This window comes from Micromonospora sp. NPDC003197, from assembly GCF_053590565.1.
In genome coordinates, this window is sequence record NZ_JBSFTE010000028.1 from 36,294 (window position 1) to 60,044 (window position 23,751).

The 23,751-nt window shown below is 69.1% G+C and carries 16 protein-coding genes; 9 read left to right on the top strand and 7 right to left on the bottom strand.

The genetic code is table 11. The annotated features are described in order from the left end of the window. Positions 1 to 56 precede the first annotated feature (56 nt). Positions 57 to 884, bottom strand: a complete 828-nt coding sequence (locus tag ACWDV4_RS25050; protein ID WP_449983172.1) for a DUF72 domain-containing protein — start codon at positions 882 to 884, stop codon at positions 57 to 59. A gap of 201 nt (positions 885 to 1,085) precedes the next feature. On the opposite strand from ACWDV4_RS25050, the gene ACWDV4_RS25055 reads away from it, so the two are divergent. The 3 genes from ACWDV4_RS25055 (at position 1,086) to ACWDV4_RS25065 (ending at position 2,420) form a co-directional block, all read left to right on the top strand. After that, complete coding sequence (locus tag ACWDV4_RS25055) at positions 1,086 to 1,511, top strand: helix-turn-helix domain-containing protein (protein ID WP_449983175.1); 426 nt, start codon at positions 1,086 to 1,088, stop codon at positions 1,509 to 1,511. 9 nt (positions 1,512 to 1,520) lie between these two features. Next, complete coding sequence (locus tag ACWDV4_RS25060) at positions 1,521 to 1,937, top strand: VOC family protein (protein ID WP_449983177.1); 417 nt, start codon at positions 1,521 to 1,523, stop codon at positions 1,935 to 1,937. A gap of 132 nt (positions 1,938 to 2,069) precedes the next feature. Then, the gene (locus ACWDV4_RS25065; RefSeq protein WP_449983180.1) at positions 2,070 to 2,420 is read left to right on the top strand and encodes an ArsR/SmtB family transcription factor; all 351 of its coding nucleotides are present in this window, start codon (positions 2,070 to 2,072) and stop codon (positions 2,418 to 2,420) included. Here ACWDV4_RS25065 and ACWDV4_RS25070 read toward each other — a convergent pair. Beyond that, positions 2,389 to 3,291 carry an aldo/keto reductase gene (locus ACWDV4_RS25070; protein ID WP_449983182.1) on the bottom strand — a complete coding sequence of 301 codons (903 nt, stop codon included), beginning with the start codon at positions 3,289 to 3,291 and terminating at the stop codon, positions 2,389 to 2,391. The genes ACWDV4_RS25065 and ACWDV4_RS25070 overlap by 32 nt on opposite strands. Before the next feature lie 217 nt (positions 3,292 to 3,508). Here ACWDV4_RS25070 and ACWDV4_RS25075 point away from each other — a divergent pair, with 217 nt between their 5' ends. After that, positions 3,509 to 4,162, top strand: coding sequence for a TetR/AcrR family transcriptional regulator (locus ACWDV4_RS25075; RefSeq protein WP_449983185.1), 654 nt, complete (start codon positions 3,509 to 3,511; stop codon positions 4,160 to 4,162). Positions 4,163 to 4,321: 159 nt separating this feature from the next. Here ACWDV4_RS25075 and ACWDV4_RS25080 read toward each other — a convergent pair whose 3' ends face one another. Next, the gene (locus tag ACWDV4_RS25080) at positions 4,322 to 6,490 is read right to left on the bottom strand and encodes an MMPL family transporter (RefSeq protein ID WP_449983189.1); all 2,169 of its coding nucleotides are present in this window, start codon (positions 6,488 to 6,490) and stop codon (positions 4,322 to 4,324) included. A 40-nt stretch (positions 6,491 to 6,530) separates the two neighbouring features. Beyond that, entirely contained in the window at positions 6,531 to 7,070 is a 540-nt protein-coding gene (locus ACWDV4_RS25085) for a TetR/AcrR family transcriptional regulator (RefSeq protein ID WP_449983193.1), read from the bottom strand. 233 nt (positions 7,071 to 7,303) lie between these two features. On the opposite strand from ACWDV4_RS25085, the gene ACWDV4_RS25090 reads away from it, so the two are divergent. Together ACWDV4_RS25090 and ACWDV4_RS25095 are read left to right on the top strand one after the other, a co-directional pair. Next, a complete protein-coding gene (locus ACWDV4_RS25090) occupies positions 7,304 to 9,925 on the top strand; it encodes a phospholipase D-like domain-containing protein (RefSeq protein ID WP_449983196.1) in 2,622 nt (873 codons plus the stop codon). A gap of 117 nt (positions 9,926 to 10,042) precedes the next feature. Then, the gene (locus tag ACWDV4_RS25095; RefSeq protein ID WP_449983198.1) at positions 10,043 to 10,672 is read left to right on the top strand and encodes a DNA-3-methyladenine glycosylase; all 630 of its coding nucleotides are present in this window, start codon (positions 10,043 to 10,045) and stop codon (positions 10,670 to 10,672) included. Between the two features lie 55 nt (positions 10,673 to 10,727). On the opposite strand, the gene ACWDV4_RS25100 is transcribed toward ACWDV4_RS25095, so the two are convergent. Continuing rightward, positions 10,728 to 13,379 carry an MXAN_6230/SCO0854 family RING domain-containing protein gene (locus tag ACWDV4_RS25100; protein ID WP_449983201.1) on the bottom strand — a complete coding sequence of 884 codons (2,652 nt, stop codon included), beginning with the start codon at positions 13,377 to 13,379 and terminating at the stop codon, positions 10,728 to 10,730. Between the two features lie 217 nt (positions 13,380 to 13,596). On the opposite strand from ACWDV4_RS25100, the gene ACWDV4_RS25105 reads away from it, so the two are divergent. Continuing rightward, a complete protein-coding gene (locus tag ACWDV4_RS25105; RefSeq protein WP_449983203.1) occupies positions 13,597 to 14,475 on the top strand; it encodes a glycosyltransferase family 8 protein in 879 nt (292 codons plus the stop codon). A 65-nt stretch (positions 14,476 to 14,540) separates the two neighbouring features. Here the strand turns inward: ACWDV4_RS25105 and ACWDV4_RS25110 are convergent, their stop codons facing one another. Further along, positions 14,541 to 16,802: a SulP family inorganic anion transporter gene (locus tag ACWDV4_RS25110; RefSeq protein ID WP_449983206.1), complete on the bottom strand. Its 2,262-nt coding sequence runs from the start codon at positions 16,800 to 16,802 to the stop codon at positions 14,541 to 14,543. Positions 16,803 to 17,081: 279 nt separating this feature from the next. On the opposite strand from ACWDV4_RS25110, the gene ACWDV4_RS25115 reads away from it, so the two are divergent. Beyond that, a complete protein-coding gene (locus tag ACWDV4_RS25115) occupies positions 17,082 to 18,350 on the top strand; it encodes a M20 metallopeptidase family protein (RefSeq protein WP_449983209.1) in 1,269 nt (422 codons plus the stop codon). A 10-nt stretch (positions 18,351 to 18,360) separates the two neighbouring features. Further along, positions 18,361 to 19,284 carry a GNAT family N-acetyltransferase gene (locus ACWDV4_RS25120; RefSeq protein ID WP_449983212.1) on the top strand — a complete coding sequence of 308 codons (924 nt, stop codon included), beginning with the start codon at positions 18,361 to 18,363 and terminating at the stop codon, positions 19,282 to 19,284. A 170-nt stretch (positions 19,285 to 19,454) separates the two neighbouring features. Here the strand turns inward: ACWDV4_RS25120 and ACWDV4_RS25125 are convergent, their stop codons facing one another. After that, a complete protein-coding gene (locus ACWDV4_RS25125; protein WP_449983215.1) occupies positions 19,455 to 23,663 on the bottom strand; it encodes a S8 family serine peptidase in 4,209 nt (1,402 codons plus the stop codon). Between the last annotated feature and the right edge of the window lie 88 nt (positions 23,664 to 23,751).

The window sequence follows — 23,751 nt, forward strand, 5'->3', positions numbered from 1 at the left end:
GTGTTAGGAAGGGCCCCTTCCTATGCAAAAAGCGATAGGAAGGGGCCCTTCCTAACTCAGAAGAGGGTTAGTGGTTCGGCGGGGATCGGTTCGGGCAGTGTCGCCAGTGCCGGTACGCGGGCCCGTACGTCGTCGTGGAAGCGCCGGGCGAGTACGGGGGCGTCGGCGTTGTCCGGGGTGTGGATGAACACGGTCGGCGACCGGCCCTCGCGCAGCCACTCGACGGTGATGTCGACCCAGCGCTGCCAACGTTCGACGGTCTGGGCGTCGTCGTCGCGGCCGAGGTACCGGACGATCGGCCGGTCGGTCAGTGCGTGCGTGCGCAGCGGCAGCCGCGGCTTCTTGACCCAGGCGTCCCGTTCGGCGTTGCTGCTCGGCGGGGCATGGAAGAACGCGGTGGTGTCGAATGGCACCCACTCGGCGGCTGCGGTGGCGAGTACCCGTTCCAGGAGTTGGGTCGACCGTGGCTCGGTGAAGAACGCGGGGTGGCGGACCTCCACGGCGTACCGGTGGGTCTGTGGGAGTCGGCGTAGGAAGCGGGCGAGTGTGGGTACGTCGTTGGGCCCGAACGACCCCGGCAACTGGATCCAGAGGGCGTGCGCCCGTGGCCCGAGCGGCTCGATCGCGTCGAGGAACACGCGAAGTGGCTCGTCGACGTTGCTGAGGCGGCCTTCGTGCGTGATGACCTTCGGTACTTTGACCACGAACCGGAAGTCGGGATCGGTCTGCCGCGCCCAGGAGGCCACGGTGTCCCGGGACGGGGTGGCGTAGAAGGTGGTGTTTCCCTCGACCGCGGTGCACCAACTGGCGTAGTGCCGGAGGCGTTCCTGGGCTGGCAGGGGGTGGGCCACCAGGCGTCCCTGCCACGACTTGTGGGTCCACATCGCGCATCCCACGTGAAGATGCATCCCCGATCCCTTCGACAATCGCCCAGCCGCTCGGCCCGCTTTGTTCTCGCCGGGGCGTCGGCCTCCCGGCTGGTCACGCTATCCGGGAGCGTGATCGCGCTAACCGGGAGTGTGTGATCACGCTATCCGGGCGCGGTCCGGCGAGGTGCCGGGCATCCGGGCTGGTGTAATTGCGGCGTGAGTCGTGCCGTCGAGGAGTCCAACCGACGCCTGCTGCGCGCCCGAGACGCGATGGACCGCGCGTACGCCGAGCCGCTGGACGTTCCGGCACTGGCCCGGATCGCCCATGTTTGCCCGGCACACTTCATCCGTACGTTCCGGGCCACGTTCGGCGAGACGCCGCACCGCTACCTCCAGCGGCGGCGGGTGGAGCGGGCCATGTTCCTGCTGCGGGAATCGGAGCGCAGTGTCACCGACGTCTGTATGGCGGTTGGCTTCACCAGCCTGGGCACGTTCAGTCGGACGTTCCGCGACATTGTCGGCGAGTCTCCGACGGCGTACCGGAAGCGGGCAGTGGCCCCGGCCGTGCCAGGCTGTTTCGCGATGGCCTACTCACGCCCCGCGTCACTTTTGGAGAAGCCTCGGGACGTTGCCGGGCGTTAACGTGATTGCATGCTTAATAAATTCTCTATTTCCCATATCTTCGTCTTTGACCAGGATGAGGCACTCGACTTCTACGTCGGCAAGCTGGGCTTGGAGGTAGCCGACGATGTGGACCTCGGCCACATGCGCTGGCTGACCGTACGGGTGCCGGGCGACGACCCCGACCGCGTCGTCCTACTGGAAAAGCCCGGCCCACCGTCGATGGACGAGAAGACCGCCGAGCAGGTACGCGAGCTGATCGCCAAGGGTGCGAGCGGATTCTCGATCGGCTTCCACACCGACGACGCCCGCAAGGCGTACGAGGACCTCAAGGCCAAGGGCGTCGAGATGGTGGACGGTCCGAACGAGCAGTCGTACGGCATCGACTTCGGTGCTCGGGACCCATTCGGCAACCACTTCCGGGTGGTGCAGCCCACTGTCGCCTGACCTGTGGTGATCCGGGCGTCCCGGTGGATGGGCTGAGGAGCCCCACCGGGACATCCCGGATCACGATGGTGGCGCCTGCTGGGGAGCAGGGACTCTGTTGCAGCTTGATTTGAAATCTGTCAAGGTAGGGCTGTGTCGAAACAAGCACCCCCGGTCGACCTTGAGTCAGTGGCCTGTTGCTCCCCGCTGGCGGTGCGCCCGCTGGACGCCGACCAGGCGTCGGCGGTCGCGCCGATGTTCAAGGCGCTCGGCGACCCGGTGCGACTGCGGTTGATGTCGATGATCGCTCCGGTTCCCGAGATCTGCGTTTGTGATCTGACCTCGGCGTTCGATCTGTCCGGGCCGACCATCTCCCACCATCTGCGAGTGCTGCGTGAGGCGGGCCTGGTGGACGCGGAGCGTCGGGGCACCTGGGTCTGGTATCGGGTCAGGCCGGAGGCGTTTCGCCAGCTCAGCTCGTTGTTGGAGATCTCCGCCCGCTAGGAGCATCCGTCATGCCGCCCTCGGTGCCCCCGACTTCTCTGGAGAGTTCGGTTACGTCGTCAATGGTGAGGCGAAGGTCGACTGCGGCGATGTTGTCGGTCAGGTGGTCGAGCGAGCTGGTGCCGGGGATGGCCAGCGTCGCCGGTGACGTCGCGAGTAGCCAGGCCAGGGCGACCTGTGTGGGTGTGGCCCGGTGGCGGGCGGCGATGCTCGCGAGGCGGGCCGTGTCGAGCTGGGCCCTGCCGCCGCCGAGTGGAAAGTACGGTACGTAGGCGATGTTGTCCTGCTCGCACCGCGCGAGAACCTCGGCGTCGCTGCGGTCGTGGATGTGAAACTGATTCTGCACTGCGGCGACCGGGGCGATGGACCGTGCCTCGGCGAGCTGGGTCAGGTCCACGTGGCTGACGCCGAGGTGTCGGATCAACCCCTTGCGGCGCAGGTCCGCGAGGACTGTGAAGCGTTCGCCGAGTGATTCGCCGCCGGCTTTGCCCATGCCGCCCACGCGCAGGTAGACCAGGTCGAGGTGGTCCTGGCCGAGGCGGCGTAGATCCTGCTCGACCAGACCGCGCAGTTGAGCGGCGCCTGCCTCGTCAGGGGAACTGACCTTGGTGGCGATCACCAGGTCATTCGGATACGGCGACAACGCTTGCCGGATCAGCTCGTGCGCGTGGAGGTCGCCGAATCCGTAGGTGCCGGCGGTGTCGATGTGGTTCACACCGAGTTCCACGGCACGGCGTAGCACCGCGACGGCTGTCTCCGGATCGCGAATCGAGCCGCCGAGGGCGAGCCGCATTGCGCCGAAGCCGAGCCGGTTGACCCGCAGGTCTGCGCCCAGCCGAAAGGTGTTGGCCGCGATCATGTTCACGTTCATGCTCCGTCGTGTCGTGTCGTGTCGACCGGGATTGGTCAACTGTGGTAGTGGTCGGCGAGAGCGCTGAAGGCGGCCTTGGGCTCCCGCCGCATGTCCGGATAGGTGTCACCGTTGCGATCTTCGAGAACTGGTCGGGGGATCTGACGGCCCGAGACTAGAAAGAAAAGTGCGCGCACGCAAGTTTGCGTGCGCGCACCTTAGTTGGGATGCTTGGCTGGTGACGATACGACCGACCGGGCTACGTGAGCAGAAGAAGCAGGCCACCAGGGAGGCGCTGCGCGAGGCAGCCCTGCGGCTGGCCCTGACGCACGGACCGGAGAACGTGCGCGTCGACGACATCGCCGAGGCGGCCGGAGTCTCGCCGAGGACCTACAACAACTACTTCTCCAGTCGCGAACAGGCAATCGTCGCCGCTGTCACCGCCGAACGGGAAGCCCGAGTCGCGGCGGCGGTAGCCGCCTGCCCCGCCAGCGTCGGCCTCGCCCACGCCGTGGTCGAAGCGATCGTGGAGCAGTACACCGCCCCAGGAGAGCAACATCGCGACGCGCTGCTGTTGATCACCACCCGCCCCGCGCTGCGCGAAGCGTTCGTCGACACCGCCACCGCGATCGAACACCCCCTTACCGACGCGATCGCCCAACGCCTGGGCGACACCGATCCGCACACCGCCCACGTGCTCGCGGCCAGCGTCGCCGCCGCAATTCGGGTCGCACTCGACCAATGGGCACAGCCAAGCACCGTGAACCCCACGACCGGTGGGCTCGTCGTACCCTCCGGATCGCTGGCTGATCTCCTCCGCGCCGCGCTCGCACTACTCGCCCCCGCACTCGACGCCGCCGAAGAACGAGCACAACAACGCTCGCCTCAGTGACCAGGGGCAGCCAACCAGGCTCGACCTGCCTGACGGCGACCGACGTACGGCGAACCCGGTCGGGAGTGGGGTGCCAGAAAACGGCCGGGAGAGGGGCACCAGAAAACGGCCGGGACCCGGCCGCCTGCGGCGACCGGGTCCCGTGGACCGAGTTATTGATCAGACGCGAGCCGGCTCGCGCTCCGGCTCTGTGCTCAGGTGCTCGCGGAGCCGCTCGCCCTCGATGTCGACGTTCGGCAGCACCTTCTGCAGCCAGCGCGGCAGCCACCACGCGGCCTTGCCGAGCAGCGACATCACTGCCGGCACGAGCGTCATCCGGACGATGAAGGCGTCGATCGCCACCCCGATCGCGAGGGCGAAGCCCATCGACTTGATGATCGGGTCCTCGACCAGGATGAAGCCGGCGAACACCGCGGTCATGATCAGCGCGGCGGCGACCACCACCCGGCCACCGTGCCCCATGCCGTTGATGGTGGCCTGCCGGGGGGTGTCGCCGTGTACGAAGTCCTCCCGCATCCGCGAGACGAGGAAGACCTCGTAGTCCATCGCCAGGCCGAACAGGATGCCGATGAGCAGGATGGGCAGGAAGCTCACCAGCGGGCCCGGGGTGTCCACGCCGACCAGGCTGCTCAACTGACCGGTCTGGAACGTCAGCACGGTGAGGCCGAAGGTGGAACCGACTGTCAGCAGGAAGCCCAGTGCCGCCTTCAGCGGCACCAGGATGGACCGGAACACCAACATCAGCAACAGCACCGACAGGCCCACGACGAGCAGCAGATAGATGGGCATCGCGTCGGAGAGCTTCTCGGAGACGTCGATGCCGACCGCCGTCTGACCGGTCAACGCGATGTCGGCACCGTCGATTTTCGCGACCTTGCCCCGGATTTCGTGTACCAGGGTCTCGGTCGCCTCGTCGGTCGGGCCGGTCTTGGGAATCACCGCCAACAAGACGGTTTGCCGATCGTCGCTCATGTTTGCTGGGGCGACCGTTAGCAGGTTCTCGGTGCCCTCCAACGCTGCGGTGACGGCACCGACGGTCGTGGCGGTCTGTTCCGGCGAGTCGCCCGACACGATCATTGCCAGCCGGCCGTTGAAGCCCGGGCCGAAACTCGCGGTGATCAGGTCGGCTGCCTCGCGAGCAGGGCTGCCTTCGGCGCTGTTGCTGGCATCGGGCAGCGCCAGACGCATATCGGCGGCCGGGATGGCGAGCGCCCCGAGGCCGAGTACACCGACGAGGAGCACCGGTACCCGCAGCCGGATGACGATCCTCGCCCAGCGGAAGCCGAACCCCTCGGGGCGTACGGCGGACTCGGTGCGTCGCTGCTTGCGCGACAGGATGCGGGTGCCGACGAAACCGAGCAGGGCGGGCAGCAACGTGATGGCGACCAGGACGGCGATCGCGACGGTGGCGGCGGCGGCCAGCGCCATCAGGGTCAGGAACGGGATGTTGACCACGGCCAGGCCGGCCAGCGCGATGACGACGGTGGCGCCGGCGAAGACGACGGCGGAGCCGGCAGTGCCTACCGCCCTACCCGCCGCCTCCTCGGGCTGGAGCCCTTCGGTGAGGTACTCCCGGTACCGGGAGGTGATGAAGAGCGAGTAGTCGATGCCGACCGCCAGGCCGAGCATGAGGGCGAGTACCGGCGTGACGCTGGTCATCTCGATGGTGCTGCTCAACGCGTACAGGCCGGCCATGCCGACGCCGACCCCGATCAGCGCGTTGAGCATCGTCATGCCCGCCGCGATCAGCGAACCGAACGTAATGATCAGTACGACCAGCGCGATGACGACGCCGATGGCTTCGCTTCCACCGATCTCCGGCTCGGTGGTCATCACCTCGCCGCCGTGTTCCACCTGGAAGCCAGCGGCCTTCGCCGCCGCGCCGCTGTGCAGGTACGCCTCGCGCTGCCCGTCGGTGACCCCGTCCGCCCCTTCGACGAACTGCACCTGGATCAGCGCGTGCGTTTCTTCAAGCGAGATGGCGCGAGCCTGGAACGGGTCGACTGCCGCCAGCACACCGGGCAGGGAGTTGGCCTCCTGGACCAGCGCCTGTACCTGAGCCGTGTTGGTCGGGGTGGTCAGCTTCTGACCGTCCGGCGCGGCCACCACGATCGTGCCGGTAGCGCCGCTGGCCTCAGGGAACTCTTTCTTTAGCTGGTCGATCGCGCGCTGGGACTCGGTGCCCGGCATCGTGAAGTTGCTTGCTGTCGGGCCCATGAACGCCAGTGCGGCGGCACCGAGCGCCGCCAGCGCTGCGAGCCAGAGAACCAGCACCAGCTTTCGGCGCCGGAACGAGGCTCGGCCCAGCCGATAGAGCAAAGTTGCCATGTCGCTTCCTTGTCGAGGGGCAGGGTTGGTGGATCGAGGGTCAGGTGGTGGCCGGCAGGGTCCGTCTCGCCAGGTCGACGAGGATCGGTCGCAGCTCGGCGTCGTGCTCCTCGTCCCGGTCGAGGACGAGCGCGGTGATCCCACCGAGCAGCACCTCGGCGGCGACCCGCGCTGCCGGGTCGGTGGAACGACCGGCGACGGCGCTGGTCAGGTTCTCGATGAGGGGCCAGTAGGCCTCGAACGCGGGTTGCCGCAACAACTGTCGAACGGTGTCGTAGATGAGCGTGACTTCCCGTCGGTACCGGAGAACCAGGTCGAGGAATCCGTCGATGGCCACGTCGCGAGCCGCGACGGCGTCGAGCTGGCGGAGTCGCGCGTCGAGTTCGGTGAAGTCCCGGACGGCAGGGGCGAGGAGGGCGAGGAGGATCGCTTCCTTGCTGTCGAAGTGGTACAGCAAGGTTGCCTTCGAGCAACCGACCTCGACCGCGATGTCGTGCAGCGAGGTGCCCCGGTACCCGCTGTGGGCGAACTGGCGAGCCGCAGTAGCCAGGATCCGGTCGCGGGTCTTGCTCAGGGCCATCGGTTACCTCCGCCTCACAGCATGCCTGACCGATCGGTCAGTTGCTGACCGATCGGTCAAAAATGTGGGCTACCTAACTGTCGGTGATGAAATTCTGTGAAGACCCACGCTGCGGAGATCGGCGGCTATCATTCGCCGGGGTGACGGCTGCTCCGGCCGGCCCTGTCTCGTCCCACCACCAAGGGGGCCCTGTGCGCCATCACTTCCGCGTCACCCGCCGGTCGTCTGGTCTCGTGTGGATTCTGGCTGTGCTGCTGGGAGTCGTCGTACCGATCGGTTCGCTGGCGCTGACCGTCGCGCCAGCCGGGGCGTCGACGGTCGCCGCTGCGAGCGACAGCAGCAGCGTGCTGTTTCTCCGGCCCAACCTGGATCCGGTACCGGACTCGGCCTATGCCGCGCCAGACCGACTCCCACTCGGGGCCTATCAGGACACCCGACTACGCGACGAGATCGCCACATTGGTCGCGGCCAGCGTTCCCGACTCCACCCTGTACGCCTCGCTGTACACCTTCACCGATCAGGGCATCACGAACAGCCTGCTGGCCGCCCATGCCCGAGGAGTCAAGGTCAGGTTGCTGATCGAAACCTGCACCGGCGACGACCCGGCCACCTGCGGCCCGTCGACCCAGGTCAGTGCCCTGATCGCCGGGCTGCCCAGCCACACCCCCTCGGCGGTCGGCTCCTGGGTGAAGCAGTGCTACCGGTCCTGCGCGGGTGGCGGCGTGGGGGTCAACCACAGCAAGTTCTGGGTCTTCAGCGAGCTGTCCGATCGTCGTACCGACGTCACCGTCGTCACCTCGGCCAATCCCACGAAGCCGCAGCAGCAGATGTGGCAGGACCAGCTACAGATATCCGGCAACAGCGCGTTGGCCACCGCCTATCGCAGCTACGTCGAGCGGAAGGTCACGGTCACCGGAACCAGCAAGGTGTACGAGACCGGGCACGTGGACGCCGGCAATTTCCGGGTCTGGTTCTCGCCCCGCAACTCACCGAGCACCGCGGAGGACGCGACGATCAACGCGTCGTTCAACCCGCAGAGCACCCGGCACGATGTCGTCGCCGCGGCCATCGACGACGTACAGTGCTCCACCAGCCGTACCGACGACGTCATCCAGGTCGCCATGTGGGGGTTCCGCGCGGCTCGGACTGAGGTGATCGACGCGCTGGGGGACAAGCTGGCCGCCGGCTGCACGGTAGAGGTAGCCACCGGTGAGCATCAGGACGCGCTGCCCGCCCTGACCGCCCGGGGGATCCCGGTCTACTCGATGGATCCAGGTGGGTGTCGACAGTCCTTCTTCGGTGTGGGTAGCGGGGTCAACTCGGAGTGTTCGGACGGCAGCATCCACTCGAAGTACCTGGTGATCCAAGGAGTGTCGCGAAAAGACCAGCAGATGCACCGGTACGTCTACGCCGGCTCGCACAACCTCACCAACGGGGCGCTGAAGAAGAACGACGAGGTATTCATGCGAGTCGACGACCAGAGCCTCTTCGACGCGTACGCCGCGCACTTCACCGCGATCAAGCAGGCTGCGGTCGTCATCGCCCCGAACCGGTACCCGGACGCCACATTCGCCACCGCCAACGCGGTCAACACCGGTGACCAGTTCACCCCGGCAGTCGCCTCGTACCAGGACTCGGCTGGCCGGCACCAGTCCGTGCTGGCCTTTGCCTCCGGCTCGCGAAGCAACCTCAACAATGAGATTCGACTGGGCCGGTTCGTCGACGGCGTACGCCAGTCCGACGTCGTGGTACGCACCGGTGGCAGTAGCACCTCGTGGAACTACCGCACCCCGGACGTTGGTCTCACCTCGACCGGGGAGGCCGTGGTGGTCTGGGCCGACGACGGCAACGGCAACGGTGGGTACGAGATCCGGGCCCGTCGGGTGCGGGTGGACGGCACCATGGGCCCGGTGCTGAACATCAACAGCCAGGCCGACGGTGACCAGAGCGAACCCTCCATCGCGGTGCTGCCGGACGGGCGGTTCGCGGTCGCCTGGCAGGACAAGTCCACGGCCGGTGCGAGTTCCATCCGGTACGCCAGTTTCTCGGCCACCGACACCCGGCTCTCCCCGGTGACCGGCGGGTACGACGTTGCGGTGCGGGCGGTCAGCGGGGGCACCTACCGCAAGCCGGACCTGGCGGTCGACCCGACCGGTACCGCAGTGGTGGCGTGGGAGGACGACGCGGATGGCAACGGCGGCTACAGCATCCGGGCCGCCACCGGCCCCCTCGACGGGACGTTCGGCAGCGTCATCGCCGTGCACACCGGGACCTTCTCCGACGGGCAGCAACTCGACCCCACAGTAGCCAGCACGGCATCCGGTAAGTGGTACGTGGCCTGGGCCGACTACCACGACCAGCGGACCGGCTACGACGGCCGACCCCAGTCGATGATCTACCTACGTGCCTTCGCTGGCTCGACGGCCCTGTTCGCGCCGAAGACGGTCAGCGGCCCGATCTACCGGTGGGCGACGAACACCGGGCAGTACGCGGTGACCAGCCAGACGCCGTACCAGTCGGATCGGGTCGGCCGGCAGTCCCGTCCGGACATAGCGGTGGACGGCGCCGGCAACGCGGTGCTGGTGTGGCAGGAGAGCGGCCAGGCCAGCGGGCTGACCAGTGCCCGTAGCGGCACCGAGGTGTGGGCACGGGGGATCGACGCGACCGGTAGCACGACGAACCTCTTCCCGGAGTATCGCCTCAGCGTGTTCACGGCGAACCAGCAGGACGCGCCAGCGGTCGGGGTGGACCAGTCGGGCATGCTGACCGCCGTGTACGTGGACGACTGGGACGGCAACGGCGGCACCCAGCTGAGGATCAGGTACGGCCTACGAAACTGTGCACAGCTCTGCTGAGCCGGAAATCGTGGCGAACCCTGGGCATGATGGCGTGCACCACATCGCGTTGATGGCGTACGCCACATCGCCACCCCTGGTTTTGCCGAGCTCCGCTGGTCGTCGTTTCCTTGACCGATGGACTACTCGTGGCTTCGGCGGCCAGCCGGTGAGGTACCCGAGGCTGCACAGATGCTGCTCGGTTGGGAGCTTTCGGCCGGCGGTGTCCGGATCAGGCTGACCGAGGTCGAGGCGTACGCCGGAACGGGGGAGGATCCGGCCTCGCATGCCCACCGGGGGCCGACGCCCCGGACCAGGGTCATGTTTGGGCCGGCTGGACACGCTTACACCTACTTCGTGTTCGGCGTCCACTGGTGTTTGAATGTCGTCTGCGGCGACGACGGCGAGGCCGCGGCGGTGCTGCTGCGCGCAGGTGAGGTCATCGACGGGGTGGATGTCGTCCGCAAGCGCCGGGGGGAGGTGGCTGACCGGGATCTGGCGCGAGGACCAGCCCGGCTGGTGGTGGCGCTCGGGATCACCTCGGACGCGAACGGCACCTCCATGGTCGATGGAAGTGGCCCATTGCTGCTGACCCCGCCGACCCGGCCGGTCGACCCGGCGCTGATCGTCGCGGGGCCGCGCGTCGGGGTGGCCGCCGCGCACGACGTACCGTGGCGGTTCTGGATCAGCGGTGACCCGACAGTCAGCCCGTATCGCCGGCATGTGCCCCGTCGACGGGTCACGAGAGCATCCGGTGGGGTTGGGTAGTCCGGTTACTCGATCAAATGCTGGAACTCCGCCGGCGTCGACCTAGGGCGGGTGGTTACCGGGTAAGCAGACCGACCAGTTGCGCGGCATCCAGCAGGTCGACCCGGTTGGCGTCCAGTTCCGCCCGGTGCAGGGCGTACACCTGCGCTCCGTCGGCCAGTTCGACGTCACCGCGTACCAGGGCGGCGAACCCGGGCAGCGGGGCGTCGTCGACGGTCTGCGGCGTACTGCTGGCGGTCTCCGGCTCTTCGCCGGTGGGCACACCGTCGGCCGGGCCGAGTGCCGTGAGCCGGCTGGCGAACGCCAGCACCGATTCGCCCTCGCCCCGCCGGTAGGTCACCAGGCTGCCCGTGCGGTCCCGTACGTGCACCGTCCGGGTGCGGGCCGCCGCGTGCCAGCAGGCCACCTCCCAGAGGCTGACCCGGTGGCCGGCGGTGAAGTACCGGTTCACGGCGGTGGTGAGCCGCCCGAGGGTTTCCGCATATCGGGCCACGTTGTGCTGACCGCCGGCACCGCCGAGGGTGGCATCGACCCAGCAGAGGGTCCGGGTTTGCAGGTCGACGAGGAGCGGGGTGGCGATCCGGACGTTGCCGGTGAGGTCGAACCGTTGCTCGACCGCCTTTGGCTCGAATGGCCGGCTGTCCCGACCCGGGTCACCCATGAACCCGGCGAACGCGTCGGTCATGGCCTCGAACGGCACGTCGTTGTAGCTGAAGACGATCATTGTGAGGTACCGGATGCCGAGCTTGCGTAGCGCGCGCAGGTCGAGGTCGACGAATTCACTGGCCCCGAGCGGCGCCGGGGCCGAGGTGAGGTCACCGGAGTGCACCGCGGCCGTTTTGCCGTACCGGAGTTCGGTGTAGTCGCACCAACCGACGGAATGCCCGTTGTTGTCGAACATCGCCACCGACAGGTCGAGGTCGACCTGGGCCTGCGCCGGTTCAGTCCAGTGCACGAACAACCGGACGATCCGGCCCGTCGGCAGTGGCTGGCGGCTGCCCCGGGGCAGCCGGACCAGCGATGGGGCGGCGGTCCGTTCGGTGAAGGGCGCGACCAGGTCGACCAGGGCCGCGTCCAACAGGGCCGTCTCGACGGGGGGCAGGCTGCCGGCACGGGCGAGGAACTCGTCGGCCAGCAACATGTCCAGTTCGCCGCCGAGATCGGCCGACAGCCGGGGCCGGCGGTCCGACTCGGTGAACAGGCGGGCACTGCCGCCGCGCGGGAAGTAGAGCCGGGTGTTGGCCGGCCAGGTCGCGGCGCGTACCGCCCCGAGCGCGGCCAGTAGCACCCCGGGCGCGACGGCCGGCACGGCGTCGCCGACCGTCGACACCAGGGCGTCACCATCATCGGTACGACCCGCCAGCGCCACCAGCCGGCGAAGTAGCTCCCCCGGGCGTTGTGCGGCCAGCCGTACGGTGGTCTCCAGGTCGCCGGTGGCCATGGCCGTCTCGACCCGTCCCGCCCAGCCGTGTAGCCGCAGTCGGTTTCCGGCGCGGCGTAGCACATCCGAGTGCTTGTCGGCGGTCTGCGCCAGCAGCCGCCCGAGCCGGGTCGACTCGTCGATGGTGGTACGTCGTAGGACGGCGAAGGCAACTGCCGCCCGGGGATGCCGGTGTGCCTGTTCGAACGGGTGTAGTTGCTCGGCTGCGTGCAGCCAGGCGACGCGGTGCCGGCGCAGGTCCTCCGCCACGGCGGGCAGCGGCAGTGCGTCGAGCCGGTCGAGTAGTGCTCGGCGTACCCGGCGCGGCAGCGAGTGGTGCCGCTGCGGCGGGTCGACCAGGCCGGGATCGCCGCCGTGTAGCACGTACAGCAGGCGAAGTACGTCGGTGGCGGTGTCGACGTGGGTGGCGAGCAGTTCGGGTAGCCGGTCGGCGAGTGCCGGGTCGGCGACCAGCCGACCGAGCACCGTCGCGCGGGTCTCCCGAACCGGGATTCGGTCCGGCAGCCAGCCCAGGTCGCCGTGCCCCACCCGATTCAGCAGTACGGTCAGGTCCGTTCGGTCCTGCGGGGTCAGCGGAGTGTGTCGGTCCAGCAGCCCGTTGATCAGCTGATGAACGGAGCGGTTCAGGTCGGCGGCGAGTTCCAGTACGGCGGCCCGACGCGGCATTTGGATCGGCTTGCCGCCCTTCGGTGGTGCGGCAACCGGTAGGAACGGTTCCTGCAGATCGATGCGACCGTGGCACAGCGGGCAACCGGAGTAGTCGGTCATGTCCCAGCAGGCATCGCAGATCAGGTGGGCGCAGGGCGCGACCGGTCGGACGGTGCGGGTCCGTGCACAGTGCACACAGGGCTGATCCGGTTCCTGACGGAGCAGGGTGAAGACCCGCTGGAGGTAGAGGTCGTAGGTGTCGGCCGGGACGCTACGCGGAAACTTCCGGAACAGCGGCACGTGCGGCACGTCCGCGCCGACCAGGTTCTCCAGCGTGGCCAGTAGGCCCAGGCCAATGGCGGCGAGCGCTTCGGTCGTCTGCCCGGCCAGGTGATCCCGCAGTCGTGGGCCCAGCAGCCAACCCAGCGACAGCAGGTCGGCTTCCAGCGCCAGCAGGCCGTTAGCGGTCGATACCGGCTGGCGACCCGACTGTTTGATTCGCTGCCCGCCACCGGTCAGTAGTCCGGGAGCGACCAGACCCGTCCGGCGGAGCAGGACCGCTGCCAGCGGTTCGCCCTTGGCACCCGTCGTCCAGGTCGCAACGGCCAGGCCAGACACGGTCAACCTCCGCTTGCAGGGGCCGGACAGGTACGGCGAGGGCGGAGATCGGGCGCACTAGTTTCTTTTAAGTAAAAAATAGAAGGAAGCACGCCCAGGAGCCGCCCTCGCCGTAGCACGGAAGGCTACCGGTGAACGTGCTACGGGCGCATCCGGGTTTATGACCCCGGTTTTTTGGGACCACCAGACTCCGCCCATCCCGGTAGCATCCCGTCACATGCCAGACGCTCCTCCGGTTGTAGATGGAAGCAGTCCGGCCCCGACGATCCGAGTGGCGACGGCCACCGACCGGCGATACCTGCCGTACGCCGCCGCGATGGCGCAATCGTTGGCCGCCCACCGCGACCCGGCCAGCCTGGTCGAGCTGACGATTCTGCACTCGGACGTATCAGCGGACGAGCAACGGCGGTTGGAACGGGGAGCCAACGGGATCACCGTCCGCTGGATCCGGATGGACGCGGACAGCTACCAACGGTGGGGGATCGACCCGGACCCAATGCTGCTGGCCCCGCAGTACTTCAGGTGCCTGCTACCCGAGGTCTATTCGACCACCGTGCCTCGGGTGATCTACATCGACGCCGACACACTGGTGCTCGACGACCTCCGTCCACTCTGGGACTGGCCGCTCGCCAGCCAGCCGGTGGCGGCCGCCGGCGACCTCGTCTCCGTCATCCGCGATGCCATCAGCCACTGGCAGGAACTGGGGCTGGACGGCGACGCCCCATACTTCAACTCCGGAGTCATGGTGGTCGATCTCGGGCGGTGGCGGGACGAGGGCATCGGCGAACGCGTGCTCCGCCGATGCCAGCTCGACCGGGACCGGCTCCTGATCCGGGGCCGCTGGCCGCAGTACGACCAGTACGGCTTCAACGTGCTCCTGCAGAACCGGTGGAGCCGGTTGCCCGACCGGTGGAACCACTTCCCGGAGCGGCCCGCCACCCGCCCCGGAATCGTGCACTTCCTGGGCGACACCAAACCGGGGGCACCCCGGACCCGGCCGGAGTTCACCCGGCTTTTCCATCAGGCGGTGGACCTGACCGGATGGGCCGGTTGGCGGCCAACCCCGACCCCGCCACCTGCCCTCGTCGTGCCGTGACCGGCCAGTGCCGTGCAGTGCCGTGCAGTGCGGTGCAGTGCAGTGCCGTGCAGTGCAGGGCAGGTTTATGGCACCGACTCGTCCTGGCCGGCTGGGGCGAGTCGGTCCTCGCCCGCCGGGGCGAACTGGCCGGTGGCCTCGTCCAGGATCAGGGCCGTGCCGTTGCCGATGTCGAACATCATCCCGACCAGGCGTACCCGCCCCTCGGCCTCGGCTCGCTGGACCGCCGGCAGCCGGCGTAGGTTCTCCAACTGCTGCACCACGTTCAACCGGCCGAGCTGGTCGACCGGATTTCGCTCACATTGGACACTCCGGGCTCGCTGCACCGACGGCAGCCCGTGTAGCAACCACCCTTCCACCGAGGGCATGGTGGGCCGGTCGTGGGCGTTGGCGAGCAGCGCGGTCATCGCTCCGCAGCCGGAGTGCCCACAGACCACGATGGTGCGGACCCGCAGCACGTCAAGGGCGTACTCCACCGCCGCCAGGGTGGAGTCCCCGACCGCGTGCGGCCCCGGGACGAGCGGACCGAGATTACGGACGGTGAACAGGTCGCCCGGCCCGCTGCTGGTGATGATGTTCGGTACGACCCGGGAGTCGCTGCAGGTCAGAAAGAGAGTGGAGGGCTCCTGACCGTGCTTCAGCTCGCCGAGCACGTCGAGGATCAGCGGGGCGGTACGCCGGTGGAACTCGTCCACCCCGGTGAGTAGTTGATCCACCCCCTCCGGATGGCAGGCGGACTGCCAGCTCGACCAGGGTGCCAACCAGCGGGGGACCGGAGTCTGACTTGCCCGACCCCGAGGTGGCCGGCCGGCCCGAATGCTGCTGAACACCGAGGAGGACACCTCGTCGATGAACACGTCGCCACCACTGCGCTCGTGGCTGCGGATCCAGTTGTCCAGCATCTCGTAGGCGGCGTGGTCCAGGTAGTCCACCAGCAGCTCAAGGCGTACCCGGCTGCCGGCCGGGATGGTGGCGAGTTGTCGGGCCAGGCGGGGCAGGGAGAGAAAGGTCAGGGTTCCCGCCGCCACGACCCGCCACGGGGCGGTCGGGTTTTCCGGGGCGACGACCTGCACCGGGGCGTGTAACGCGCGGTGCAGTGCGAAGAGTAGGGCCGCCGCGATGCCCAGCAGGATTCCCTGGAGCAGATTGAGTAGTACCACCCCGAGTAGGGTTACCAGGTAGACCAGCAGTTCGCCGTGCCTTGCCAGGGTCCGCATGCGGGCCCAACTCACCGCCAGTCGGATTCCGATCACGACCAGCAGGCCGGCCAACGCGGCCAGCGGAATCTGCCGGACCACTGGGGCCAGTGCCAGGGCGAAGACCGCGATCCAGATGCTGTGCATGATGGTGGAACCGCGGGTACGGGCACCGGCCAGGACGTTCGTGGTGCTCCGTACGACGACGCCGGTCACCGGCAGTCCACCGGCCAAACCGCACAGGGTGTTGGCCGCGCCCTGCCCGACCAGCTCCCGGTTGAGGTCGCCTGGTGGCCCCTCGTGCATCCGGTCTACTGCCATGGCGGAGAGCAGCGACTCCACGCTGGCGACCAGGGCGACGGTGAGGATGGCCAGCAGGATGCCACCCCATCGGCCGGCGGGTAGCTCCGGCAGGGCCAGCGAACTCAGCAGCTCGGTCGGCAGGGAGACCCGAGGCAGTGCCATCGGCAGCGAGACGAGGGTCATCACCGTGACCGCGGCCAGGGGCGGCGGGACCAGGTTCAACGGTCGAGGCAGGATCGGCCACAGTACGGTGAGCGCGACCGTACCCAGGCCAACGATCGCGGCGGCCGGGATGTGCGCGGTGAGCTGTCCGGGCAGTTCGAGCAGGTTCTCCCGGGCGGAGGTGAACGGGTCTCCGCCGAGTAGGACGTGCAGTTGGCTGAGGACGATCGTGACGCCGATTCCGGCGAGCATGCCGTGAATGACGGCGGGACTGATCGCCATCGCCGCCCGAGCGAGCCGGCTGAGGCCGAGCAGGATCTGCACCACTCCGCTGGCAAGAGTGATGAAACAGGTGACCCGCCAACCGTAGAGAAACACCAGTTCGGCGACGACCGCGGTCAGACCGGCGGCCGGGCCGGAGACCTGTAGGGGGGCACCACCGAGGACGCCGACGACGATGCCCCCGATCACGGCGGCGATGATGCCCGCCTCGACCGGGGCATTGGAGGCGACGGCGATGCCCAGCGACAGGGGCAACGCAACGAGGAACACGACCAGGGACGCGCCGAGATCCGGTCGCCACGGCCAGTGACGGAACCAGGACCGGGTGGTGGTGTAGGACCGGCTGAGACGACGGGGGACACGTGGTGGTGAAGCGGCGGTCATGGCAGCTCCTTCCAGCAGGGGCGGGCCAGACCCGCCGAAAGGACTAACGTCCGAATCGGCCGTTCGGCGACGAGACGCCGTTAACGGTGGGTGAAGTTTCAGCCGGAGTCCTGACTCGACCCTGGGTGATCGGCGGATTGGTGTCGGTGTCCATGGCAGCGGCGTGCGCCGATCGACGGGGCATGCGCTGATAGCCTCCGATCAGGCCCGCGCATGGGGTCTCCGGCGAGGTGCCAGCGGTGCCGTCAGCCAGGTCGGGTGAACGCAACGAGGAGACCGATGAGCCTGCGACAGGATGCGAAGGCGCTTCAGGACGACCTGGCCCACCTGCGGCGGGAACTGCATCAGATTCCGGAGATTGGCCTGCACCTGCCCCGTACCCAGGAACGGGTGCTCGCCGCGCTCGACGGCCTGCCGTTGGAGATCAGCACCGGCACCGAACTGTCCTCGGTGACCGCCGTGCTGCGCGGTGGTCGCCCGGGACCGGTAGTGCTGCTGCGTGGTGACATGGACGCCTTGCCGGTCACCGAACAGACCGGATTGGACTACACCTCCCAGCACGACGGTGTCATGCACGCCTGCGGACACGACCTACACACCGCCGGCCTGGTCGGCGCGGCCCGGTTGCTCGCCGCCCGGCAGGAAACCCTCACCGGCGATGTCGTGTTCATGTTCCAGCCGGGGGAGGAGGGCTGCGACGGCGCAGGGCACATGATCGCCGAAGGGGTGCTGACCGCGGCCGGCCGCCCGGTCGACGCCGCGTACGGGCTGCACGTCCTCTCCTCGTTGCTACCCACCGGGGTCTTCTCCTCCCGGCCCGGCCCGCTGATGGCTGCCTCCGACGGGCTCTTCGTCCGGGTCGTCGGGGCCGGCGGGCACGGCTCCCGGCCACACGAGACACTCGATCCGATACCGGTGGCCTGCGAGATGGTTACCGCCCTGCACACGATGGTCAATCGGCGGTTCGACGCGTTCGAGCCGGTCGTGATTACGGTCGGCTCGTTCCACGCCGGCACCCGGCGCAACATCATTCCGGACGACGCGAGCTTCGAGGCGACGATCCGCACCTTTTCCACGGCGGTCAGCGACCAGATGGCGGCGGAGACGGTACGGCTGTGCCACAACATCGCCGCCGCGCACGGTCTGCGGGCCGAGGTGCGTTACGACCGGGAGTACGGGGCGACGGTCAACCACGCCGCCGAGCACGACTTCGCCGCCGAGACCGTACGGGAGGTCTTCGGTGAGGAACGCTTCGAGCCGTTGACCAACCCGATGACCGGATCGGAGGACTTCTCCCGGGTGCTCGACCGGGTGCCGGGTGCCTTCGTCTTCCTCGGTGCCTGTGCGGCCGATCAACCGGCCGACGCCGCGCCCAACCACTCGCCCCGGGCCGCGTTCGACGACAGCGTGCTGGCCGACGGGGCGGCGCTGCTCGCCGAGTTGGCTGTCCGCCGGCTCCACCGGCCGTCGGTGTCGGGCAGCACCCACCTACCGGACGTGCCCCGCCCACGGGGAAATTGGAAGGCGACGGAGTTGCCACCCGGGTAGGTTGCCGCCCATGTCGATCATCGTTCGGGACTTCCAGCCGGCCGACGCCGAGGCGGCAGCCGAGACCAAACGGGCGGCGATGCCGTACCTGGTGCTCACCCCGGAACTGGTCGCCTGGCAGGTGGCCCATGCTCCCGGCCAACAGCGGCACCGGCTGTTGGTTGCCGAGGTGGACGGGCGGGTCGTCGGCAGCGCCAGTACCGGGATCTTCACTGAGAGCAGCAAGCCGGGCCAGGGGTTCATCAACCTCAGTGTCGCTCCCGGCGGGCGGGGTCGGGGTGCCGGCACTGCCCTGCTGGCCGCCGCCGAGGATTACCTGACCACGCTCGGGGCGAGCACGGCGTACGCGTGGGTGTGGGACGACGAGGTGTCGACCGGTTTCGCGGAGCGGCACGGCTACCAGCGCAGCCGTTCGTCCTACTTTTCCCGGCTGGACCTGACGGCCGTTCCGCTACCGCCGCTACCGCCGTTGCCCGAAGGGGCGCAGTTGCGTACCGCCGCCGACTTCGCCGACGACCCCCGGCCGCTCTACGACCTCGACGTCGAGGCCGCGGCAGACGAGCCCGGCGATGTGGACAGCGATGCGATGAACTACGAGGACTGGCTCACTCTCTACTGGAACCGCCCCGACCTGGATCGGGAGCTGACCTCGGTGGTGATCATGGATGGCAGGGCGGTCGCGTTCAGCGTCGCTCAGACCGACCGGCGCGGGCGATACTGGTCCGGGATGACCGGTACCCGTCGCGCCTACCGGAACCGAGGACTGGCCAAGCAGGCGAAGGGCGACTCGCTGCGCCGGGCCCGGCTTGCTGGCTGCACCGAGGCGTTCACCGGTAACGACACCGAGAACGCACCCATGCTGGCGATCAACGAGTGGCTCGGTTATCGGATTGCCGCCCGCGAGTGGCGTTACCTTCGCGACCTGAACGGCTGACCCAGCTGCCGCGCGGCGCGACAGAAGCTGGCCTGCCGCGCGGCCCGACAGAAGCTGGCCTGCCGCGCGGCCCGACAGGAGCCGGCCGGCCCGACCGGGACACCGCGCACTGTGGTGTCCCGGTCGGGTTGAGTCTTGCTCCTGCCCACCGGACCCGGCGGGCAGCCGGATCAGTGGCGGATCGGCAGTCGGTAGACACCGCCGGACTCGGTGCCGGCGAACAGCCACCGGCCGTCGGGGCTGGCAGCCAGGGATCGCACCGACGGGTCCGGCAAGCCACCGCCCATGTTCAACCAGGAACGTCCGCCGTCCACGCTGAACAGCACGCCGCGTCCACCCTTGAGTAGTCCGGCCTCGGAGTAGGCCGTGGTGCCGGCGTAGAGCACCCCGCCGACCTCGATGACCTGGCTGACCCGCATCGGCAGCCCATGCTGCCCGGCACCGAGCTGGTGCGCGGTGGTGAAGCGCCGACCACCGTCGGTGCTGACCCGAATCTCCGCCCCACCGACCACCATCCGTCGGCCGTCGAGGTGGATCGCGGTGACCGGGCCGTCGAGCACCTTCACCCGGGTGACCCCGCCGTCGTCGGAGCGCCACAGCCCGGTCTGGTCACCGAGCCACACCCGCTTCGGATTTTGCGGGTCGCCGGCCATCGCAGTGTACATGGCCCTGTGGTCGATCTTTTTCCAGCTAGTGCCGCCATCCCGGGTGACGAACAGGCCAGCACCCTTGATGTCGCGGTAGGAGATGAAGAGTTGCCGGGGGTCAGCCGGGTGCACCAGCAGCCCCGACGGAGTGAGGTCGCTCTGCAGGACGTCCGACCATGTGTCGCCAGCGTCGTTGCTGCGGACCAGGCGGGTGCCGTAGAAGCCGTTCATGTAGAGCTTCCACACCGTACGCGGGTCGTCCGGCGCAGCCGCCAGCCCGCGTACGGTGTGGCCCACCCGACCCTCGCCCGCGGAACTGCCCCACTCCAGCTTGTCCGGACCGGACGGCAGCGCGGTGCGGTAGACGTCGACCGGGGTGCCGAGCAGCAGTTTGCCGTCGGTGACCAGCATCCGATCGGCGGACACCCCGGGTACGCCGAGCCGCGTGTAGTTCGTGGCGTCGGTGGTGGCGTAGACCCCGGTGTTCTCCAGCCCGAACAGCAGGGTCTGGTTGTCGTCCGGCCACTGAGCCAGGTCGTGGGTGATCCCCTCCAGCGGCTTGGTGATCTTCGTCCAGGTCCTGCCCCGGTCCCGGCTGAGGAACGTCTGCCGGTTACCGTCGGTGATCAGGTTGTCGCCAACGCCGCTGAGCGAGAACAGGCTCGTCGGCTTCAGCAACTGCTGCCAGCTCCGCCCCTGGTCGGTGCTGCCCAGGATGGTCTTGTTCATCAGGCCCACCGCGACCATGTCCCCGGCCACCGCCAGATGCATGGGCCGGCTGGCGAAGTCGCCGGCCGAACGGACCAGTTGCGGGGTGCCGGACGACCCGGCCCACCGCCACACCCCGTCGCTGGTCGCCACGTACAGGTCGGTACCGGCGAACTCGGCCGCGCTGACGCTACCCTGCCACGGCGCGGCAGTCTGGGTCCAGCTGTCGCCACCGTCCCGGCTGGTCCAGATCATTCCGCCGCCCAGCGCCACCAACGCCTCACCGGCCGGGGTCTGGACGAACTCGTCGAACACGACGTCCGGCAGCGGCAGGGTGCGCCAGGTCTGCCCGGCGTCGTCGGTGCGCAGCACCTTGCCCTGGTAGGCGGGGTCACCGACGGTCTCGACCGCGGCCCACATCCGGTCGGCCCGCTTCGAGTCGATCAACACGGTGGGGCTACCACCGGCGACCGGGGTGATCCGCTCATAGCGCCAGGTGCGGGCCCGGTCCTTGGTGATCCATACCCCCGGGACGTACGGCGTCGTGACGGCGAGCCGGTTCGGGTCGGCCGCCGTGGTGGACATCAGGCCACCGGAGGAGTACGGGCCGATCAGCTCCCACCGGGTGCGCCCCGGTTCGGCGGCCACCTGGAAGGAGGCCCGGCCGACCAGCTTCTTGCCGGTTGCCGTGGGCACGGTCGTGGTGACCGTGTAGACACCGGGCACGTCGCCGGTCACCTCGGCCCGCCACCACAGGTCGTGGTCGTGGCGCACCGTCGCCGTACGCTGCCGTCCGTTCGGTGCCCGGACGGTGACGGTGGGCGCGCCGTCGGTCGGTTCGACCGTGTAGACGAACGCCTCGCTGCGTCCGTCGCTCGGATCCGGCGTGACGTGCACCTCCGGGGTCCGCACCGACAGCAGGTACGGCACCCGTAGGTCGGCCACCCCCTTCTGGGCCTCTGCGGTCAGCCAGCCGGAGACGTCGGCGCTGCCCTGGTCGGGCGCGGTGGTGGTGACCCGGACGGTGACGGTGGCCCGGCCACCGGCGCGTACCGTGACCTGGCTCGGTTCGACCCGGACCGTGCCGGGACTCCCCGACGTGGGAATTGCCTTCAGCTTGAGCCGTTGGGACTGGTTGCTGTCGTTGCGTAGGGTCACCGTCCGGGCGACCTGGACCCGGGACCGGGACAGGTCGGCCAGGCCGAACGACAGGGCGGGCGGATCGGCGGTGACGCTGGCGGTCAGCGCGGCCGGCAGGTCGAGCCGACCGGCTCCAGCCACCCCCGCTGCGGCGTCCGGCACCGCCCTGGCCGACCCGATCAGCGCCGCACCGATCCGGTTCGCGGACGCGTCCGGCCAGAGTTGACGCAGCAGCGCCGCCGCTCCGGCCACGTGCGGGGCGGCCATGCTGGTGCCGCTGAACCGGTGGACCCCGGCCGGCCACTGGGCGGTGGGGATGGCCGAGCGGATCTCCACACCCGGCGCGACGATTTCCGGCTTGAGCTGCCAACGCGGGTCGGGGCCGCGCGAGGAGAAACTGGCGATCTGGTCGGTGACGTCCTCGCCGGAGACGGTCACCCGGACCGCACCGGCGGTCAGCAGCGTACGCAACTGCTGGTACTGGTTGGCGTCGGTGATGCCGAGCACCACGAGGCGGTCCAGGCGCAGATCGTCCTCGGCCCCCAGCTTCTTCGACGCGACGGCGGGTAGCTCACCGGCCGCCGCCGGCTTGGTCACGCCAGGGGTGTACCCGATTCCGGCCAGTGCACCCTGCCGCTCCAGTTCGGCGAACCGGGCGGCGTCGTTCGAGTTGCCGGCCGGGTGTGGCGGGCCGGCAACCAGCACCACCTTGTCGCGCAGGTCCCCGGCCTTGGCGTAGTCGTCCGGGGTCCCGTTGCCCAGGTCCACCAGGTCGGCGGTCACCGGCTTGACCGGCGGGTTCGCCGAGATCGGGGTGCGGTACGTCTCGATCCGTTCACCCTTGCGTGGGCCGGCCAGGTGGACGGCCGGATTGCGCAGGCCGCTGGTGGACGCGCCGACCGCGATCACTCCGTCGGCGGCGGCCGGAGTGCCGACCGTACGCTCGCCCGGCCCGTTGTTGCCGGCAGCGGCGATGACCACCACGCCGGACTTTGCTGCTCGGGAAGCTGCCAACCCGACCGGGTCGGTGCCGTCACCGAGGCCGCCGAGGCTCAGGTTGACCACGTCGGCGCGGTACGGGTTGGCCGGGTCCACCGCCGCCTCGATGCCGGCGATGATGTCCTCGCTGCTGCCGCTGCCCCCCTGGTCCAGCACCTTGTATGCGGTCAGCGTGGCATCCGGCGCGACGCCGGTCACCGCCTGGGTGCCACCCGCACCGCTGCCCGCGACGATGCCCGCCACGTGGGTGCCGTGACTGTGGTCGTCCATCGGGTCGGCGTCGTCGTTGACGAAGTCGTAGCCACCGGCGACCTTGTGGCCGGGGCCGAAGCCGCCGCCCAGTGCCGGGTGCTGGTAGTCCACACCCGTGTCGACGACCGCGACGATGACGCCGCCGCCCCGGGCCGGGTTTCCGCTCGCGTCCTTGCGCTGCCACACCTCGGGCGCGCCGACCAGCGGCACGCTGTCCACGGTGCGGGCCTGGAACGTCGTGACGGGGTGTACCGCCTTGACCCCGGGCAGCCGGCGCAGGGCGTCGACCTGGCTCGCCGGCACCTCGATCGCCATGCCGGGGAGCAGCACCTGGAACGACCGTCGATGGGTCAGCTTGATCCGGGCACGTTCGGCGGCGGTGGTCACGCTCCGCTCGGTGTTGCCGACCGCTTCGCGGGCCGCTCGTACCCGGTCGGCGGCCTGGGCGTCGACGGTGCCCCGGGCCGGGGCGGCCGTGATGGTCGGGGTGGCGTCGAACTCGACGATGACTGTCTGGGATGGACCGGAGGCTGGGGCGGCGGTCGCCGGCCCCGGGGTGAGCAGGGTCGCGGCCAGCCCGGCGGCGGTCGCTGTCGCGACCCATCGTCGGCGGGCGCTGGAGGGCTCGATCATGCCCTTGAGGGTCGGGTGCGGCTTCCCTCCAGGCAACGGTTGCCGGCGTCACGTTTGTGCCGTTGGCACCTGATGGCCACAATCGACC